General features: G+C 45.0%; 17 protein-coding genes. 2 read left to right on the forward strand and 15 right to left on the reverse strand.

The features are described from left to right. Position 1 precedes the first annotated feature (1 nt). The 12 genes from kdpA to MWG26_RS13615 form a co-directional block, all read right to left on the reverse strand. The gene (gene kdpA, locus MWG26_RS13560; protein ID WP_025657041.1) at positions 2–1,744 is read right to left on the reverse strand and encodes a potassium-transporting ATPase subunit KdpA; all 1,743 of its coding nucleotides are present in this window, start codon (positions 1,742–1,744) and stop codon (positions 2–4) included. Between the two features lie 132 nt (positions 1,745–1,876). Then, positions 1,877–2,314 (reverse strand): tetratricopeptide repeat protein, encoded by a 438-nt coding sequence (locus MWG26_RS13565; RefSeq protein ID WP_117440787.1) that lies wholly within the window; start codon positions 2,312–2,314, stop codon positions 1,877–1,879. Positions 2,315–2,588: 274 nt separating this feature from the next. Then, positions 2,589–3,215, reverse strand: coding sequence for a YesL family protein (locus tag MWG26_RS13570; RefSeq protein ID WP_025657039.1), 627 nt, complete (start codon positions 3,213–3,215; stop codon positions 2,589–2,591). A gap of 46 nt (positions 3,216–3,261) precedes the next feature. Beyond that, entirely contained in the window at positions 3,262–4,119 is an 858-nt protein-coding gene (locus MWG26_RS13575; RefSeq protein WP_025657038.1) for a class II fructose-bisphosphate aldolase, read from the reverse strand. Further along, positions 4,119–5,087 carry a 1-phosphofructokinase family hexose kinase gene (locus tag MWG26_RS13580; RefSeq protein WP_025657037.1) on the reverse strand — a complete coding sequence of 323 codons (969 nt, stop codon included), beginning with the start codon at positions 5,085–5,087 and terminating at the stop codon, positions 4,119–4,121. Before MWG26_RS13580 ends, MWG26_RS13575 begins: the two co-directional genes overlap by 1 nt. Beyond that, positions 5,088–6,113 (reverse strand): LacI family DNA-binding transcriptional regulator, encoded by a 1,026-nt coding sequence (locus tag MWG26_RS13585; protein WP_025657036.1) that lies wholly within the window; start codon positions 6,111–6,113, stop codon positions 5,088–5,090. 15 nt (positions 6,114–6,128) lie between these two features. Further along, positions 6,129–7,337 carry a cupin domain-containing protein gene (locus MWG26_RS13590; protein WP_025657035.1) on the reverse strand — a complete coding sequence of 403 codons (1,209 nt, stop codon included), beginning with the start codon at positions 7,335–7,337 and terminating at the stop codon, positions 6,129–6,131. A gap of 33 nt (positions 7,338–7,370) precedes the next feature. After that, positions 7,371–8,222 (reverse strand): carbohydrate ABC transporter permease, encoded by an 852-nt coding sequence (locus MWG26_RS13595; protein WP_025657034.1) that lies wholly within the window; start codon positions 8,220–8,222, stop codon positions 7,371–7,373. Then, positions 8,212–9,135, reverse strand: coding sequence for a carbohydrate ABC transporter permease (locus MWG26_RS13600; protein ID WP_025657033.1), 924 nt, complete (start codon positions 9,133–9,135; stop codon positions 8,212–8,214). Before MWG26_RS13600 ends, MWG26_RS13595 begins: the two co-directional genes overlap by 11 nt. A gap of 134 nt (positions 9,136–9,269) precedes the next feature. Beyond that, a complete protein-coding gene (locus MWG26_RS13605; RefSeq protein ID WP_025657032.1) occupies positions 9,270–10,550 on the reverse strand; it encodes an ABC transporter substrate-binding protein in 1,281 nt (426 codons plus the stop codon). A gap of 19 nt (positions 10,551–10,569) precedes the next feature. After that, the gene (locus MWG26_RS13610) at positions 10,570–11,139 is read right to left on the reverse strand and encodes a P-loop nucleotide/nucleoside kinase family protein (RefSeq protein ID WP_025657031.1); all 570 of its coding nucleotides are present in this window, start codon (positions 11,137–11,139) and stop codon (positions 10,570–10,572) included. Then, positions 11,126–12,544 carry an FGGY family carbohydrate kinase gene (locus MWG26_RS13615; RefSeq protein WP_025657030.1) on the reverse strand — a complete coding sequence of 473 codons (1,419 nt, stop codon included), beginning with the start codon at positions 12,542–12,544 and terminating at the stop codon, positions 11,126–11,128. The genes MWG26_RS13610 and MWG26_RS13615 overlap by 14 nt, the downstream gene beginning before the upstream one ends. Before the next feature lie 538 nt (positions 12,545–13,082). Between MWG26_RS13615 and MWG26_RS13620 the strand changes: the two genes are divergently transcribed. Beyond that, the gene (locus tag MWG26_RS13620; protein WP_025657029.1) at positions 13,083–13,850 is read left to right on the forward strand and encodes an ABC transporter ATP-binding protein; all 768 of its coding nucleotides are present in this window, start codon (positions 13,083–13,085) and stop codon (positions 13,848–13,850) included. Continuing rightward, entirely contained in the window at positions 13,843–14,640 is a 798-nt protein-coding gene (locus MWG26_RS13625; RefSeq protein WP_025657028.1) for an ABC transporter permease, read from the forward strand. The genes MWG26_RS13620 and MWG26_RS13625 overlap by 8 nt, the downstream gene beginning before the upstream one ends. Positions 14,641–14,803: 163 nt before the next feature. On the opposite strand, the gene MWG26_RS13630 is transcribed toward MWG26_RS13625, so the two are convergent. The 3 genes from MWG26_RS13630 to MWG26_RS13640 form a co-directional block, all read right to left on the reverse strand. Continuing rightward, positions 14,804–15,430 (reverse strand): hypothetical protein, encoded by a 627-nt coding sequence (locus MWG26_RS13630; protein ID WP_117440788.1) that lies wholly within the window; start codon positions 15,428–15,430, stop codon positions 14,804–14,806. A gap of 262 nt (positions 15,431–15,692) precedes the next feature. After that, positions 15,693–16,076, reverse strand: coding sequence for a hypothetical protein (locus MWG26_RS13635; protein ID WP_025657026.1), 384 nt, complete (start codon positions 16,074–16,076; stop codon positions 15,693–15,695). Between the two features lie 168 nt (positions 16,077–16,244). Beyond that, positions 16,245–17,834, reverse strand: a complete 1,590-nt coding sequence (locus MWG26_RS13640) for an L-serine ammonia-lyase, iron-sulfur-dependent, subunit alpha (protein ID WP_025657025.1) — start codon at positions 17,832–17,834, stop codon at positions 16,245–16,247. Positions 17,835–17,865 lie beyond the last annotated feature (31 nt).

Raw genomic sequence — 17,865 nt, forward strand, 5'->3', positions numbered from 1 at the left:
CTTATCCTAACATCTGAAAATATTCTGCAATCGGTCCGAGCGACAGCGCCGGGAAGAAACTCAATGCCCCAACCAGCAGGACTACAAAAATCAGCAGTCCGATAAACATTGCATTGCTGGTGGACAGTGTTCCTGCCGTAACAGCCACTTTCTTCTTCCTGACAAGACTTCCGGCAATCGCCAGAACCGCCATCATCGGGACAAATCTGACAACGGCCATAACCAGCCCGAGCGATATATTGATAAAGAGCGTATCCGCGCCAAATCCGGCAAAAGCGGAGCCGTTATTTCCACCAGCTGATGAGTATGCGTACAAAATCTCAGATAGTCCGTGTGCTCCCGGGTTATTCAGACTGTCAAGCGTAGATGGGAGCACCGCTGCGATACCGCTACCAATCAGGATCGCAACCGGTGTTGCAAGGCAGACAACGCATGCCATCTTCATTTCATACGGTTCGATCTTCTTACCCAGATATTCCGGCGTCCGCCCGACCATCAGGCCGGCGATGAAGACCGTCATGATCGCAAATCCGAGCATTCCATATAACCCGCATCCTGTCCCTCCAAATACGACTTCACCAAGCATCATCAGGAGCATCGGTATGGCCCCTCCCAGCGGAGTGTAGGAATCGTGCATGGAATTGACGGAGCCGTTAGACGCCGCGGTTGTAAAGACCGCCCATGTGGAAGATGTTGCTATCCCGAATCTGGATTCTTTGCCTTCCATATTACCGCCGGATTGTCCGTCCGTATGCTCTATATTGACTGCACCATCCGCTGCAAGCTGGGGAGTCGCATTCTGTTCTGAAATTGCAACACCTGACAATGCAAGAACCAGCATAATCATCATTGCAGAGAAAATTGCAATGCCCTGCTTTTTATCCTTAACATTTCTTCCGAACGTGAAGCACAGCGCCACAGGTATTAATAGAAGAGACAGCATCTCAACCATATTGGAAAATGGCGTCGAATTCTCCAGTGGATACGCTGAGTTCACGCCGAAGAAACCGCCTCCGTTTGTGCCCAGCTGCTTAATAGCGATCTGACTTGCCGCCGGCCCCATAGGGATTGTTGCCTCTGTTATCTCCTCCCCCTCTTCCGTTGTGACCGGCTCCACCAGCTGCGTTGTCTCATAGCTGTTCATATTTTGCACAACACCCTGAGACACAAGCAGAACAGTTACTACGATTGACAATGGAACAAGAACATACAGGACCACTCTCGTAAGATCGGCCCAAAAGCTTCCAAGCCCCTCCGACTTTACTTTTATAAATCCACGGATTAAGGCAAACAGTACACAGATTCCGACTGCCGCAGACACGAAGTTCTGTACGGTCAAACCCACCATCTGTGAGAAGTAAGAGAGTCCTGTCTCGCCGCTGTAAGCCTGCCAGTTTGTGTTGGTCACAAAACTGACCGCTGTGTTAAACGCCAGATCCGGACTCATCCCGCTAATTCCTTCCGGATTCCATGGCAGATGTCCCTGCAGCATAAGAATCAGGAATAACGCAATAAAGCTGAAAATACTGAAAAGCCCTACGCTGGCCGCATATTTTTTCCAGCCCATCTGTTCCTCTTTATTCACTCTGAGGGCTTTATAGACCAGCCCCTCTACCGGTGACAGTATCTTGCTAAGCCATACTTTTTCACCATTCATAATTTTTCCTATGTAGCCCCCAAGCGGTATTGCAAGCGCTACTAGGATGACAACATAAAGCACATACTGCAAAATTGTATTTCCCATTTATTTTTCCTCCTTACAGGTCTCTAATTTACGCCAGTCTATATAAAATTGGGATAATAAAAATACATTCTGGTATTAAAATGACATTAAAACAGCAATCCGCAAATCTATTCCTTTCTCATAAATAAGGGGTCAGGACCAGGGATTTTCCAGTTCTGCATCATACTCCAGGTTCCTCAGAAAAAAATAGTTTTTTTTCCCCTTAACTTCGCTTGTCATCCTGATACAGTCATTCATGTCAAATGCCGGTTCTACCCTGCCCTCCTTTTCAAAAGAGGCGAACCGTTCCATATTAAAGTTTGCAGGAACATAGGATGCATCCAAGGCCTGTGCCGCCCGGAAGTGTTTCATGGCTTCCGCATGCCTGCCCTGTTTTTCCATGACAATTCCTCGTAAATTATGCGGCACCGCACTGTCCGGATATAACTCCATATACTTCGGAATCAGACGGTCACACTCTTCCCACTTATGTTCGGACACATAATTCCTGATGACTCTGCAGAGATTCTTCAGATCATCCTCCATATCAAATAAATTTCCACTCCCATATTCGTTAGATTCTTTCTTCATTATAAAAGCCTCCCTGCTTCGGATGCGTACTGCTTTACCGCCGCACCCATATCTTCTCTTTACTACTAAAAAATAGCATGCTTTGTATTAAATAGGTGTGAAAGAACATACGGCGGGTATTAAAAAAGTATAAAAACCATAAGGAGGAGGTCAAGGGGGTCTGACCCCCTTGACCTCCGTTTTCAGAATATTCTCAAAAAAGCGGGAAGCCGTGGGTATTCTTTTCCCACGGCTTCCCGCTTTTATCGCATCTGCAAATTTTCTAATCCATGCTTTATGTTTCAACCTCCTGTATATATTTTGAAAATATTCTATTCAAGATACAGGCCGAAATATATGCTGTTCCTGAGACAGCAATGATAATTAGTACCGGTAAAAGATACAGATCGATGGCCACTGCCAGATACGGTATGAGTATTACAATCATCATCAGGATTGTACGGATAATATGCCTGAAGCATAAAAATATGGATATTTTCAATATTTGTATAATTGTTGTATCAAATTTAGCCAATACCGGCGCCAGATAGATACCTATCATTACATATAGAATAGACATAACTGTAAATACCGTCAGGAAAAAAGCCTGTGCAAAAAGCTTCCCTGTGGCCGCCGCATACAGGTTGAAGTAAAGTATTCCCCCAACTCCTGCATAAGCCAGCCAAATCAATGTCCCCTGCCTGAAATTTTTCCGAAAGGCCTGTACAAAGGAACGGCATATATAGGACTCTTTATTCCTGCACATTTTCAGGGTAACCGTATAGAGAGCTGCCGTAGATGCACCAACCGTAATTATGGGGAGGCTGAAAAGAATCCACAGTATATTCAGTAAAAACAGGTTGCTGATTTTATAAAGAACCGGCATAAAACCGTTTTCCGGGCTGAACACTCTCTGAATCATACATAGCCTCCTTTCTCTGTGAGCACTAATACGGCGGCCTTATGAATCAGGCCATACCAGCGGAATGGAATAGCCTCATTTTGCCTTCCGCAATTTCTTCACACTTTGTTTTTACATATTTCATATAGTTTCTTGGATCAACCTCTGCTGTTTCATTCACAGCAACAGCATCTCTGATTGCATTTGTATACGCCGCCTTAAATTCGGTCCCCACATTGATCTTACTCATGCCCAGGCTGACGCATGTCTGAAAATCTGTTTCCGACACCCCTGTCCCCCCATGAAGAACCAGCGGGCAGGATGTTAACTCAGCGATTTTCCTAAGGCGTTCAAAATCCAGTTTCGGCGTACTCTTATAAAATCCATGTGCAGTGCCGATTGCCACTGCAAGTGCATCTACTCCTGTTTTTTCTACAAATTCGGGTACTCTCTCCGGGTCAGTCAGCGCACTCGAAGCATCATCAACAACGATCTCTTCTTCCCGGCCGCCAATTCTTCCAAGCTCCGCTTCAACCGAACATCCGAATTTCTTCGCATATACTGCGACTTCTCTCGTGATTTCTATATTCTCTTTAAAGTCTTTTTTGGATGCGTCTATCATAACCGAGGTAAAACCGGCGACTACCGCTTCTTTGAGAAACACCGCATCTGTTGCATGATCCAAATGGAGACACACCGGAATGTCTACGGATTCCGCCATCCCCTTAATCATCCCGACTGTCTGTTTCAGTCCGATATATCTGGCAGCTCCCATAGAGGCCATGAGAATTATGGGGGAGCGCATCCGAAGCGCACTGTTCATCATCCCCTGAGCATCCTCATAACCATTAAAATTAAATGCCGGAACTGCATATTTCTTTTCCCTTGTTTCTTTTAAGATTTCTTTTAACGTGACTAATGACATTATACCACACTTTCTCCTTTCTTCCCTATCGTTATGTATTTTTCCAGTCTATTTACTTCTTCTTTCGTTATCATTGCCGGACCAATTTTATATGTATTTGCAAGACCACATGCACCGGCGTATTTCAGGCATTCTTCTAATGACGCATCCTGTGCATATTTTGCCAGATAACCTGCTAAAAAAGAGTCCCCCGAACCTACGGAATAGTTTCCGCCCTGTACTTTTTCGGCTTTTCCAAATAGGCATTCCCCGTTTTTACCACAGGCTATACTTCCATTTTCACCATCCGTGACAATCAGTTCTTCGATTCCCCTCTCGAATTTAAAGCGCTTTAATTTTTTGGTAAAAAGAAAAGCATCCAACTGAAACGCTTCTTGGAATTCCTCTCTATTCACTTTCATCAGACTTAATGGGTAGTCCCCTGCTGCTTTCAGCCAGTTTCCTGAAACATCCACAGCGAAACGATGCCCTTTATAAACCCCATATTCCAGGATCTCCCGAAAATCTTGTTCCGATATTCCCCTGCATGGCGCACCGCTTATGACAAAAGACTGCTTTTCCTCTGAGTCCATTATGCCCTTTAATAATATCTTAAGGCCCGAGACCTCTTCCCTGGATAGTACGGGACCCGGATCATTATAAGAGAGTGTCTTTTTGTCATACTCCAGCATGACACAGGTATTAATCCGGGATTCGCCGGCAATACGGTACTCCAGGCAGTTCAGATGCTCCTTCCTGCCCAGATCCCGGATTATTTCCCCTGTCTTTCCGCCTAAAATATTCATGCAAACATATTCTTTACATGCCAGATTCTTTAATGCCCTGGCAACATTCAGCCCTTTTCCCGATATGATATGCAGCACCTCGTCTGCCCGGAACACATTCTGTACAGCAGGCCTGCTTCGCACAATATGCCACTGGTCATAGCCGGGATTCAGGCTTAAAATAAAGTACCTTCCGCCTTTCATTTAATCCCCCTTTGTTGTTTTGCGCACCACTAAGGACGGACGTATCAGATGCTGGACCGGCTGTTTTGGCTGGAAGTCTTTATTCATCTTCTGCATCAGCAGATTTACGGTATTGGCTGCCATGCTGTCCAAATCCTGATGTACTGTCGTCAGTGGTTTGTCGGCAATCAGATGATAGAAGACATCATCATATCCCGCCAGAGAAATATCTTCCGGTATACGATATCCGCATTCCTGGATCGCCTTTTTGATTCCATATGCCATATAATCATTCAGTGCCAGTATCCCATCCGGTGTCCGGCCACTCTGGAGAAGCTGCTTCGTTTTTGCATAACCGTATTCCACACTGATATCATCACAGCCCACAATCCAGTCCTGTTCCACGTCCAGCCCCATCTCCGCAAATGCCCTCCTGTAACCGCTGATACGTTCCTGGGCGACCGGCAGCTTTTTATCACTGGTGACAAAATACCATAGCTCGCGATGCCCATTTTCTAATAAGTAACGTGTCAGCTGGTAGCTGCCCTCCGCATAGTCTGTCAAAACACAATCTTTTTTAAAGCCTGTATAATAGGAAGTACAGAACACGATCGGAATCTTATTCTCCTTCACATCCGTAAAAACTCTGCTTTCATTTTTCCTGATATTTAGCGGAAGCACGATAATTCCATCGTACTGTTTATCCACAAAATTCTCCATAATACGAGTTTCCATATCCGGATTATTATTGGACACACCAAGCACAAGTGAGTACCCATATTGATTGCAGTAATGCCCCAGCAGCTTCATGAGTTTCCCGTAATAGGGGTTCTCGGAATCCGGGCAGACTAACCCTATTGTCATAGATTTTCTGAGAGCTAACCCTCTCGCCAGGGGATTCGGCTTATAGTTCATCTCCTCTATGCACTTCAGTACCCGCTCCCGTGTACGGCTGTTCACGACACTCTTATTATTCAATACCAGTGAAACAGTTGCCTCCGATACACCTGCTTTTTTTGCAATATCCTTTAGTGTTATGTTCCCCATTATCTCTTCCTTTTCCTACTTGTGCCCCATTTTCGGCAAATTTTCTATATTGATATCAGGTCCAAAATATTTATATAAGACAAGGTCATGTTTGCCTGTGTTTTTAATTATATAACCTTCCTTTGCCCTTTGGCAAGTAATTAAGAGCTCATCCATACAGGAATACAGGTCAAATTGCCCTGCCGCCACCTCCTGGCCGCCGACTGTCCCCTGCCCCTTCCAGACAAAGATATTGTGTACGCCTCCCTCACGGCTGAAAAATTCTTCACCCGGCTTTAGAATCAGCCTTTTCCCGCTGAATTTAGGAGTCCCATAATAGATCCAGTCTTCCGAGATATCCCCCTGTCTGGTCTCCTCTACAGGTTTCGGATAAATATGCCTCTTCTCATAAAAATCAGGATCGCTGCTTGCCTCCCAGTCAATCAGATCTAAGGCCGCTTCCTCCCCTCTATTCTCAACCTCTTCCTGTGCCACGTCCTTATACAGCATGCTTTTGGGAATGCTGCAGCCCTCCACAACGGGCTGAAATACGGTACAGACATCGGAAGACTCCTGGATCTCCATTGTCAATGCGCTCCCCGGCGCATGAAGTATTCCCGAATCCAGGAAAAATCCTTCTCCCGGTACATTTAAAAAGGCCCGGGAATGTTTCAAGACCTCTTCCTCTCCAGCTTTCCATTCTTTCAGGATCGGAAGGAATATCTCTTTCTGGAGGTTTTGCTCCACAATATACTGATGTACTCCGAAAAAACTCTCCGGATGGTTTCCAAGCGGCGCATCCAGAAAATGATATGCTTCATCCTTGGAATTTTTCCCTATCTTTTTCATGTCCTCTGCCCTAGGATGGATATGGAAAAACAGCCTGGTGCCAAAATCATATATTTTGATCAGCCGTCCCAGGCAGCCGTGCTTTTCTGCATATTCCGCCCCCAGAATCTCTGTCCTGCATAATTGCAGTGCATCACGCACCGTAATATTTTCACCCGGGATCTCCAGATAAGAATAGCCCTCATCCGGTATATCAATTCTGTTATCCGCATGCGTTTCCGAGCAGAACCATCTTTCCATTATGCTGCCGCGTTCACCTGCATCATAGTCTTCCTCCTTCAGCCCCAGCCTTTTTCCCGGCTTCAGAAAATCATGTGCCACCCAGGCCGGACGCAGCCTTAATATCCCCTGCATATTTTGAATATAATCTGATATAACCGCCTTTGTATCTTTCATCTTTCTCGTCTCCTATGCTGTTATTTTGTATTCTTATCCCTTAATTCCTGTAGATGTGATCGCCTCTACGAACTTCTTCTGCATTCCGATAAAAATGGCAAGCGCAGGGATGGAGGTTAGAATGGAGATTGCCATCAGAAGACCATACTGCCTCGAGGCCGATGACTCGCTGTAACTTGTCATAATCGTTGCCAGGCCGACCGGAAGTGTCATGGATTTATCCGTAAATGTCACCAGCAGCGGCCAGAAAAAGTTATTCCACGATGATACAAAAGTCAAAATGACCATAACCGATATGGCCGGCCCAGACAACGGAAGACATATCTTCGTCAGTATGGTAAAATGGCCTCCTCCGTCTAACTGGCATACCTCGCTGTATTCTTTGGGGATGCCGCGGAAAAACTGATAAAGTAAAAACACACCGATGGCATCGCATATCTGTGGAATCACTACTGCCGAGTAGGTATCCAGAAGCCCCAATTTAGCTACGATTTTATAAGACATAATGGAAGATAATTCTTTGGGAATCATAATCGTCGCAACCATCAGCATGACAAGAACACCCGAATACTTAAACTCTATTCTTGCCAATGCATATGCCGGCAGTATATAGAAAACGCAGGATAATACAATAACCAATGCAACGACAATCACACTGTTTTTCATCCACACGCCCAATGGATAGGCCTGCACGGCCTCTGCGTAATTTTCAAGAGTCGGCTGAATCGGAAGCCAATTGTATAGACCATTGAAGATCTCTGCCGTCGATTTGAATGATGTTGATACAATCCAAATCAGAGGAAAAATAAATAATAAAACAACCAGAATCAGTATGATATACAATATGCCTTTTGTAATCAGGCTGTTTTTCTTTTTACTTTTCATGTTTCCCCCTCCTTCTCTGGCTCCGCTTGATTCTCCATTCATCGCGGTCAAGAAATACCCCGTAAATCACAACTGACATCAGCAGAATGATGATAAATAAAACCACTCCTATTGTTGCTGCATAGCCCAGTTTAAACTCCCTGAATGCTTTGATATACAGATACTGCACAAAGGTAAGGGTGCTATAGTTAGGGCCTCCCGATGTCATAACATAGACCTGTCCGAATACCTGCATGGAATATATTACTGTTGTCAGCACTACGAAAAATGTTGTGTTTTTTACATATGGGATTATAATACGCACCAATCTTTGAAACCGGTTGGCTCCGTCTATGGAAGCCGCTTCGATCAGATCCCGCGGAACATCCTGCAGAGCCGCAAGATAAATCACCGTATTATAGCCGATTGTCCACCATATAGAAGCCACTGCGATACCGAGCATCGCTGTGGAGGTCTTTGTCAGCCAGAAGACCGGCTCAATACCCAAAAACGACAGATAGTGGTTTAGAATTCCATTGTTTCCGTCCAATATGTATCTGAATGTAATACCGACCAGGGTTGTCATTAAGATATAGGGGACAAATATGACGGCCCTTGAGAAGGTTGTTCCTTTCAGCTTCTGGTTTAAAAGCAGTGCCAGGAGAAAACCAAATATGATATTCACTGGGCCTACATATAATAAGTATGTAAATGTATTTTTCAGAACCTTATAAAACAAAGGGTCCTGAAAAAGCATCTTATAATTTTTTAGACCTATGAAAGTTCCTGCCGTCTGCACCTCTATTTCTCTAAAACTGTAGTAAAAATTGGCAAATATGGGGAGAATTTTAAATATAAACAGCAGCACAAAATATGGTGCGAGAAATAGGAGCAGTATCCCGGCTTTTTTCATTTTTTTCTTTTTATTTACCACGCTCATCCCTCCGTTATTATCCGGCGGCAGTGTATGGTGAGGTTTGCAGCACTGCCGCCTAATACGGCATTTCTCAGACAGCAGGCGCCCTATTCATTGAGACCTGCCCGTTACCGTACGATGTTCTCCCGCCTTTAATTCCCCAGTATTTTATCAACACTCTCTGCAGCTTCATCCAGAGCCGAAACGGAATCCTTTTCCTTGCTGATCACACTGTATACTGCATTTGCAACCGGTGACAGCTCGTTATCCGCACCAAATTCACTGGTTCCCGGACATAACGGCTCATATTTCACATATTCTGCCTGATCAATAAATGCCTGTGCATATTGGTACATCTCGAGCGCCTTATATTCCTCCGATTCACGTACCTTCTGGTTTGCAGGAATCTGTCCGCTCTGTGCAGCCCAGTTAAATGAATTTTCTACGATCCAACCGATAAACGCCTGTGTTGCCTCGGTCTCTTCCTCACTTCTTTTATCATATCTGGGAACCGTAATCGTATGAGAACTTCCCCATACAGAATTTTCTCCCAAAACCTGTGGGAATGGTACGGTGGTAAAATTAAGATCAGATGCCATAGCGGAAGGTGTAAACCACGGTCCTTCAATCACCATTGCCGTAGTTCCGCCCAGCCAGTCCGCATCGATATCTGCTTCAGCTTCGGGAGCATAACCTTTTGCCACCCAGTCTGCCAGAAAATCCAGCGCTTTGGCACCAGCATCACTGTTAAATTCTGCTTTTGTCATATCTCCATTCAGGAAACTACCCCCAGCCTGTCCCAGAAGTCCGTACCAATATCTGTAGGTATGCGCGTAATTACTGCCAAGTCCGACCGCATACTGGTCATCCGTTTTTAATTTCTCACAGAGTGCGTTGAATTCATCCACGGATGTTACTTTCGCATCTTCTGCAGTAAGGCCAGCCGCCTCAAAAGAATCCAGATTAATAAACATTGACATGCAATGGAAGTCCAGCGGAATCCCATACTGCTTCCCATCCACCTGGTTTCCCTTCCATATGACATCCGAATAATCCTCTTGATTCACATCCATCGTTCCAATCAAATCATCCAGGGGTACGATCATCTCCTTGCCCGCATATGTAGACAGATCTGTGGGATGCATCAGCATGACATCCGGTCCGCTTTCGGTATTGCTGGCGGCAGATAATTTTGTAAAAATCTCTCCCCAGGTAACTGAATAAAAGTCTACTTCGATCTTATCTTGTTCACTGTTAAACTGCTTTACCATATCAGCCATTGCCTGCTGGTCATCCCCTGTTAAGCCTGCCCAAAAGGTCAATTTTACTTTTTCTCCATCAGAAGACTTTGTATCCTCCGAAGATTTTCCACATCCGGCTGCCAGTGCTCCAATCATCATGATGGTTAATAAAATGGAAACTAATTTTTTCATACTTTTCCTCCTTTTTCACTTAAACTTCCTCATCATACAGAAATGTCCGGACAATTTTGTCCGTTCTGTATTCCTCTCCGGTATGGCATATAATCTGATACTCCGGCTGCCACAAAATTGTGTGCTCCTGCTGTTTGCAGTAATCGTCCCACTGCCTGACCTTCTGCTCATCGCGCTTTGCCTGGCGGTTGACAATCCTTGCGTAGAGCACTTTTTCCGGCACCTGCAGAACAAGGGACAATACCTTGAACTCTATGTCATACTTACTTTTCATTCCGTCAAAAAAGCTCGGCTGCCTCATTTCCTTCGATAACGGTGCGGACGCCGCTATGCTTATGCCCGCCCTTAAATTTTCCGCTATCACATTCCAAAAGGTTTCATAACAGCATTCGCGCCAGATAGAACAAAATTCATCGTATGCCCTTCCCTGATAAAATCTGTCATAAACCTCTGTCATAAACGGCTGGATCACTCCATCGTAATCAACGTATGGAATCTTATATTTGTCAGACAGCCATCTGCCGCATGTTGTCTTTCCGCTCCCTGGCAGACCAGATATCAAAATTAATCGTCCGCTATCCTGCTTCATATCTTTTTCTCATCTCCGCTAAGTACTCTGCGTACTGCAATTGGGGCGCAACCTTCGATTCCGCAAGAAGCGTTTTTTTCATGTTCCTTAACAAGTTTTCCCTTCCGCTGGCGCATAATCCGGAGATCGCTGCACCCAGCCCACTGATTTCTGATGTTTTTAAAATTGTAATTTCTCTGTCCAGTGCTGCAGCTTTGAACTGCATAAATAACTGGTTATCCGTAATGCCGCCGCCTGTGAAGTATGGCATCTCCTTTTGGGAACCGTTACAGTACCGGCTTAAATCCGCATACATTCTCTCCGTCCCGATTGCCATATAGACATAACCGCTTAAGAGCAGTTCCGAAAGGGAAGTATTTTCCTTTACATCCAGTAAGTTGATGTAGCGCGCATGCTCTGCATATCTGCCATAATCTTTCGGACATGCTATCCTGCAGAGCCTGTCCACATCCGGCAGGTTAAAAAGCCTTTGATTGGCATCATCATAGAATGCCTGGTCAGCACTTTTTCCGGCTAACCCTGCCAGACATTTCAACACTCTCCCATAATAGTCCAGGGATCTGTTCACCACATATTCCTCCGGTTCAAATCCTGTGACCAGACAGCCGCCCTTTGGATTGAATGTAGCTGTGCCCCGCAGTTTTTTTTCGCCGTCTGCTTTTACCATTGCCAGTACAGAAGAAGAGCCCATTGAATCGTAAAACAAATCTGAACTTCCATATAGCTTTCTCACTGCGTACAGTCCGACATAATGGTCATGACCGCCCAGTCCATATACGATCCCGTCTTTACTCCCACAGTACCCGCCTAAGCTTCCCACAGGTTTTGGAAGCTTAATATGCAGCCTCTCTGCAGTCTCTAAATCCCATGTCTTTTTATGGATATCATAAAGATAGCTGCGCCCTGCCTGGGATGTATCCCATCTTGCAGTACCCGTTCTGCTATAAGTCAAATAACTGCTGATCGGAAGCCACATATCCGGTATCCCGGACAGCACGTTCTCCATCATCCATATCATCTTATACACGGCAAATGTCGATGATTTATGTACCCCTGTATTAGCAAACCCCGATTTCTTACAAAGGATCTCATCTTTCCATTTTGGAATGTCATCTGTCTGTTCATGCCAGACCAACGGCATACTTAAGACTTTTCCTGATTTCATAGGGATCACCGATTCTCCCACACTCGAAAATCCAACACTCTTTAATTCCGAGATTTTACCGGCTTCTTCAATCCAATGTTCAACACAGGCATCTATTTTCTCAATATCAAAATAAGAACGGCCATCCTTTAAAACCTGAGGGGTCTCCTGTTTCCATATTGAGAGGATGTCTCCATTTTCCCCTAAAAGAATGGCTTTACTATTCGTTGTTCCGACATCAATTCCCAAAAATCCATCCATATTTTTATCACCTCCTTTCGTTTTTAAAGCGCTTTAAATTTAATTTGAATATACTATACTTAAATATATTTGTCAATTATTTTCAGGATTCGCATCAAGTTTCGTCAATTTTTAACAATTTTAGCTTATAATTTTCTGATATTATTACCAATATTCAATTTTTAAATCGGTTTAAATAGATAATTTATTTGTATTTCCAAGAATCCCCTACTTGTTAACATCCACTTGCAAAGGGCAGAAAAGAATGTTCGGGTTCTGACTCATGATTTTGTATTTTTTACACCCGTATATTCTTTTTTCTTATTTTATTGTTTCTTTTTATTTTCCAATGAAAAACATTTCCTGCCGCATTTCTTTCTACATAGCAAATAAAGTTTATAGAATTACGGAATAGCTTTTCCTGTTTTCTGTCAGCTACCATAGATATACCCATAAGAACGGAAATTAGAGGGCAGCTTCTGATTCTATCTGCGAGTTCTTTCACCCATCTTAAGTTTTCTCATAAACTAACTATATACTTGTCGAATGGAGTGTCTGCATGGAACCAATACTTGAATTAAAAAACATAAATTATGCTTATCACACATTAGAAGGAGAAACCAAAGCACTGACAGATATTTCCTTTTCCATCGCCTCCGGAGAGTTTGTCGCTATTGTCGGTCCGTCCGGATGCGGCAAATCTACGCTGCTCTCGATTATATCCGGCCTGCTGGAGCCGGAAAAGGGGCTGCTGAAAACTAACGGAAAATATTTAAGAGAAAGTACCATGAATATCGGATACATGCTCCAGCATGACCATCTTTTCGAGTGGCGGACCGTCTACAGCAATGTGCTGCTTGGTCTGGAAATCCAGCATATGCTTTCTGCAAAATCGAAAGCGAAGGCAAAAGAGCTTCTCGAATTGTACGGCCTCAAACAGTTCATCAATTCCAAACCCTCTGAATTGTCGGGAGGGATGCGTCAGCGCGCTGCTCTGATCCGCACCCTTGTCCTGGAGCCGGATATTCTTTTATTGGATGAACCATTTTCTGCCCTGGATTACCAGACCCGTCTTTCCGTAGGCGATGATATCGGACAGATTATAAGAAATGCACACAAGACCGCATTGCTGGTAACTCACGACCTCTCGGAAGCCGTAAGCCTTGCAGACCGCGTCATAATCCTGACGGAACGGCCTGCCACGATTGCCAAGATAGTCCCGATCACATTTACCCTTGAAAAGGATACTCCCCTTCTGCGAAGGAACGCTCCCGAGTTCAAAAATTATTTCAATATTATATGGGAGGAGTTGAATAAAAATGAATGAGATTTCTGTTGGACAGCAAAGTTATCTGGACAGCCGGAAACGCCACAAAAGGATTGTACGGGTCTCCCGGATTGCAATCCTTTTGAGTTTTCTGTTCCTGTGGGAATTCACTGCAAATGTGGGAATCATTGACTCCTTCATCTTCAGCAGCCCGTCTAAAATAGCCCTCTGCTTCTGGGGAATGGTTCTGGATAAGACGATCTTTCTCCATATCTGGACCACTTTGTATGAAACGATCGTCAGTTTCCTGCTTGTCACCCTGATCAGCGTTATGCTGGCGGTTGCCCTTTGGTGCAGTAAAAAGCTGTCGGAAATACTGGACCCCTATCTGGTTGTCCTGAACAGCCTTCCGAAGTCCGCGCTGGCGCCGCTTCTAATCGTCTGGCTGGGCGCCACTAAGACTACAATCATTGTAGCCGGCATGTCCGTCGCAATCTTTGGCAGCATCCTGAATCTTTACACCAGCTTCACGACGGTGGACGAGGAAAAGATAAAATTAATCTATACACTGAGGGGAAATAAATGGCACGCCTTGACAAAAGTCGTTCTGCCCAGCTCCATACCGGCTATTATCAGCAACATGAAGGTCAATATCGGACTCTGCCTGGTCGGTGTCATCATCGGGGAATTCCTGGCGGCGCGCAATGGACTTGGATATCTGATTATATACTCTTCACAGGTATTCAAAATGGATTGGCTGCTTATGTCAATCGTCCTGCTCTGTATCATGGCAATGGGGCTTTACGCACTGATCAACCTGCTTGAAAAAGTTTATCAGAAAAGAATTTGACAGAGGGGTCTGACCCCTTTGCTCACATCTTCTCTCTATATGTTCGTTCTGAACATTAAAAAGCAGCTGCGGTTCATTCCCACAGCTGCCCTACATATCCTTCTTTGTCTGTCAAATGCAAGGTGCACGAAGCTGTCCACCTTACCAAAGGGTCTGTCCCCTTTTATTTTCTAAAAACTCCAAATACAAATAACAGCATCCCAATTAGAATTACCGCCGCGATCACCTTCTGAAACGGATGCGTACTATTAAAGTCCTTCAGATATATGTTAGGATTTTCAAGTGTGATCCCCGGTTCACTGCGGTTCTCTTTCAACTGGAAGTCTTCGATAACATGGTGCCACCCTGTGGAATCGGTATACACCTTCACATAGGGCGCTCCCAAATATTTGTGCAGCGGAATACGGTAAGGGGCACTCTTGATCCGCTGTGAGACCCCCGTATTCGAATCGAATACTTCAATAATCAGAAAATAATATGTAATATACTGCCTGTTCCTGCTGTTGGAATCTACATAATACTCCCGCACGATATTCACGATCTTACCCTTCTGCGGATGCCCCGCCTCCACGCACTGCGCATGCAGTCTCCGGTAGTAAACTGCCTTCTGCACCATACGCACTGCCTGAAACGGGAGCAGAAGTCCTGCTGCCAGAAAGATCAAAATAAAAGGCTGAAATCCTTCCCGCAGTATGTTTCCCAAAAGCCCTGCATACCATACGATTGTAAACAAAATCAAAAATACTACATTGCCTATTTCTTCATTCGCTGTCCGGATTTTTTTATGCATATGTCCTCCTCGATCTAATATCGCTTTCCTATAAGATATCATACCACAGACAAATAAAAAAATCTCTTTAATTAATAGAAGAAAACGTAAAATAAACAGTAATAAAACAAGAATCCATAAACAACGAGCTTCAGCCTTGACAGCAGATGGGGGCGCCAACCGGCTGTCATTTTCCGGTGCGCCCTCATCTGCCGCCAAAACTAAAGCTCATCTCATACAATCTGTTGCATATTCGTTAATATTCCTAAAATTTCTGCACCACTTATTTAATACGTGTCAGATGCTGGCAGTAGACATAGATATTCTGGATCTTCTTCGCCTCTACGCCGTCATCCGCCTGTATCACAGGCTGCGTCTCCGAGGGGGTAACGTAGAGCTTAAACACAATCGCATCCTGCCCTGCCCTCATATTTCTGATCTTTTTAAATTCAAAGTCCCGTTTTGTAATACCGAGGTAATCAAAAATAACTGTCTCAATGTCAACATTGGTAAAGCAGCGGAGAATCATATCCTCATCGTACATGTCTATGATTGCCTTCGTTTCTTCAAACGTAAGGTTGCTGCATTTAAATTCGCCTTCGTTCAATACCGACATCATATTGCTGTTGTCAAGTAACAGTAAAGGTTTTGCAAGTTTTCCGCCCATATCAGTCCCTCCCTTTCTTACGTGGAATCTGAATAGTTACACACAGCATCTCTTCTATAATTTAATGATAAGCGTATGGGAAGAAAATTACAACCAAAGTTATTAACTTAACGGGATTGTTAATTTATTCGCCGTTACTATTCATGGCCCAGGGGCCGCGCATCGTAACTATTCGCCTTCGCATATTTCTGCTATTTTCTGCCCTGTCGGCGTACAGGCAAGTCCTCCGTATGTACCCTTTAGACATGGAGGCAGCTGCTCCCCTACTTCTTTCATTGCGATGATCGTTTCATCCAGCGGAATCTGCACAGAAAATCCACAAAGAACCATATTGGCCGATGACAAAGCATTTGATACCGCCATAGCATTGCGGGCATTGCACGGCTCGTAGCCTACAGATACCGGGTCACAGATCAGGCCCAGTACATTCTGCAGGGTGACTGCGGATGCTGTAAATGCCTCCTGCGCGGATCCTCCCAGCATCTCTGCCACACCCGCTGCCGCCATGGCTCCTGCGGAACCGCATTCAGCCTGGCAGCCTGCCACTTCACCTCCGAATGTAGCCTGATGTGCGACAAAGATTCCGACACAGCCTGCCGCAAACATTGCCTTCGCGATCTCCTCATCACTCTTTCCCATACGGTCTCCAAGATGGACAACCGCCGCGGGAAGGATGCCGACAGACCCCACTGTGGGAGATGCCACCACGACATCCGGCCTCTTCTGCTCCACCTTCTCCAGGATACCGATGGCAACGCAGACCAGCTCGTTTAAAATACCGAGTTCCGCAACCGGAACCGTTTTATTCTGCATACTCTCGTACATGTCCGTGGCTTTAACCGGGTACAGCTCCCCTATCTTTTCGTTCGTTTTATTGTGGATCGCGACATGGGCCGACCTGCGCATTACCCCTACAATGTTCTGCATCATCTCCATAACCTTTTCCCGTGTGTAGCCGCTGCGCGCCATCTCATAACGTATGCCCAGCTCACCGGCGCTCATATTTTCTTCTTTGCCAAATTCCAATGCCTGCGCCGCCGTTCTGAAAGGAATATCCTCATAAGCAAAACTGGACAGGACCGGAAGTACATGATCCGTATAACGTACATCGGCTACACCAGGCATATCCAGCATCTTCTGAAGCTGTGTCTCCTTTAGAGCCTCCCGTGTCTCAAAGTAAAGCATACGTTTCCTATCCGAAGCGCTCTCCTTTACCCGGAATTCCTGCTCTGTAATCGCTTTCAGGCCCTCTTCGACCGTCCCCCGATGCGCCGTATCATCCAGATAGAGAAATGCGGCGTTGAAATCTCCTTTGATCTGGATCGGAAACCCGTCGATTTCTATGATCTCAATGGCCCCGCCGCCTACCGAGGTCGTGCCTAGTGTCAGACATCTGCCGTTCTTTCCTTCCATTTCCATCAATGCATAATTCGCATGTTTATTTTCCTTCGGTTCTTTCACAAATTGGATGTCTACACCTTTTTCTTTTGCAATTTCCAGCGCATCCGTCATATCATCGCTGTCGATGCGGCCGCCGATCAGTCCTGCTGTAAATCCCCTGTCTGACCACTGAAGCTTATAATACGAAGCGTAAGAGCTGCCCGGATCAAAAGAAATTCGCGCCCTCTTCACCTCATCGCCCAGCAGCATACGGGCAACAGCCCCGATTCTATAGGGACCTGCCGTATGGGAGCTGGATGTGCCGATCATGACCGGGCCAAACACCTCATTAAATATACTGCCGTAATATTCCTCCATTTTATCCTCCTTCTCAGTTATGAATCAATAA

Origin of the sequence: Faecalicatena contorta (assembly GCF_022835095.1) — a bacterium.
Taxonomy (GTDB): domain Bacteria; phylum Bacillota; class Clostridia; order Lachnospirales; family Lachnospiraceae; genus Faecalicatena; species Faecalicatena contorta.

What these genes read in the sequence shown, in the direction of transcription:
- MWG26_RS13565 (WP_117440787.1), bottom strand. Translation starts at nt 2,314, where the DNA reads ATGAAGAAAGAATCTAACGAATATGGGAGTGGAAATTTATTTGATATG.
- MWG26_RS13620 (WP_025657029.1), top strand. Translation starts at nt 13,083, where the DNA reads ATGGAACCAATACTTGAATTAAAAAACATAAATTATGCTTATCACACA.
- MWG26_RS13575 (WP_025657038.1), bottom strand. Translation starts at nt 4,119, where the DNA reads ATGTCATTAGTCACGTTAAAAGAAATCTTAAAAGAAACAAGGGAAAAG.
- MWG26_RS13605 (WP_025657032.1), bottom strand. Translation starts at nt 10,550, where the DNA reads ATGAAAAAATTAGTTTCCATTTTATTAACCATCATGATGATTGGAGCA.
- MWG26_RS13615 (WP_025657030.1), bottom strand. Translation starts at nt 12,544, where the DNA reads ATGGATGGATTTTTGGGAATTGATGTCGGAACAACGAATAGTAAAGCC.
- MWG26_RS13625 (WP_025657028.1), top strand. Translation starts at nt 13,843, where the DNA reads ATGAATGAGATTTCTGTTGGACAGCAAAGTTATCTGGACAGCCGGAAA.
- MWG26_RS13635 (WP_025657026.1), bottom strand. Translation starts at nt 16,076, where the DNA reads ATGGGCGGAAAACTTGCAAAACCTTTACTGTTACTTGACAACAGCAAT.
- MWG26_RS13570 (WP_025657039.1), bottom strand. Translation starts at nt 3,215, where the DNA reads ATGATTCAGAGAGTGTTCAGCCCGGAAAACGGTTTTATGCCGGTTCTT.
- MWG26_RS13580 (WP_025657037.1), bottom strand. Translation starts at nt 5,087, where the DNA reads ATGAAAGGCGGAAGGTACTTTATTTTAAGCCTGAATCCCGGCTATGAC.
- MWG26_RS13585 (WP_025657036.1), bottom strand. Translation starts at nt 6,113, where the DNA reads ATGGGGAACATAACACTAAAGGATATTGCAAAAAAAGCAGGTGTATCG.
- MWG26_RS13630 (WP_117440788.1), bottom strand. Translation starts at nt 15,430, where the DNA reads ATGCATAAAAAAATCCGGACAGCGAATGAAGAAATAGGCAATGTAGTA.
- kdpA (WP_025657041.1), bottom strand. Translation starts at nt 1,744, where the DNA reads ATGGGAAATACAATTTTGCAGTATGTGCTTTATGTTGTCATCCTAGTA.
- MWG26_RS13640 (WP_025657025.1), bottom strand. Translation starts at nt 17,834, where the DNA reads ATGGAGGAATATTACGGCAGTATATTTAATGAGGTGTTTGGCCCGGTC.
- MWG26_RS13595 (WP_025657034.1), bottom strand. Translation starts at nt 8,222, where the DNA reads ATGAAAAGTAAAAAGAAAAACAGCCTGATTACAAAAGGCATATTGTAT.
- MWG26_RS13590 (WP_025657035.1), bottom strand. Translation starts at nt 7,337, where the DNA reads ATGAAAGATACAAAGGCGGTTATATCAGATTATATTCAAAATATGCAG.
- MWG26_RS13610 (WP_025657031.1), bottom strand. Translation starts at nt 11,139, where the DNA reads ATGAAGCAGGATAGCGGACGATTAATTTTGATATCTGGTCTGCCAGGG.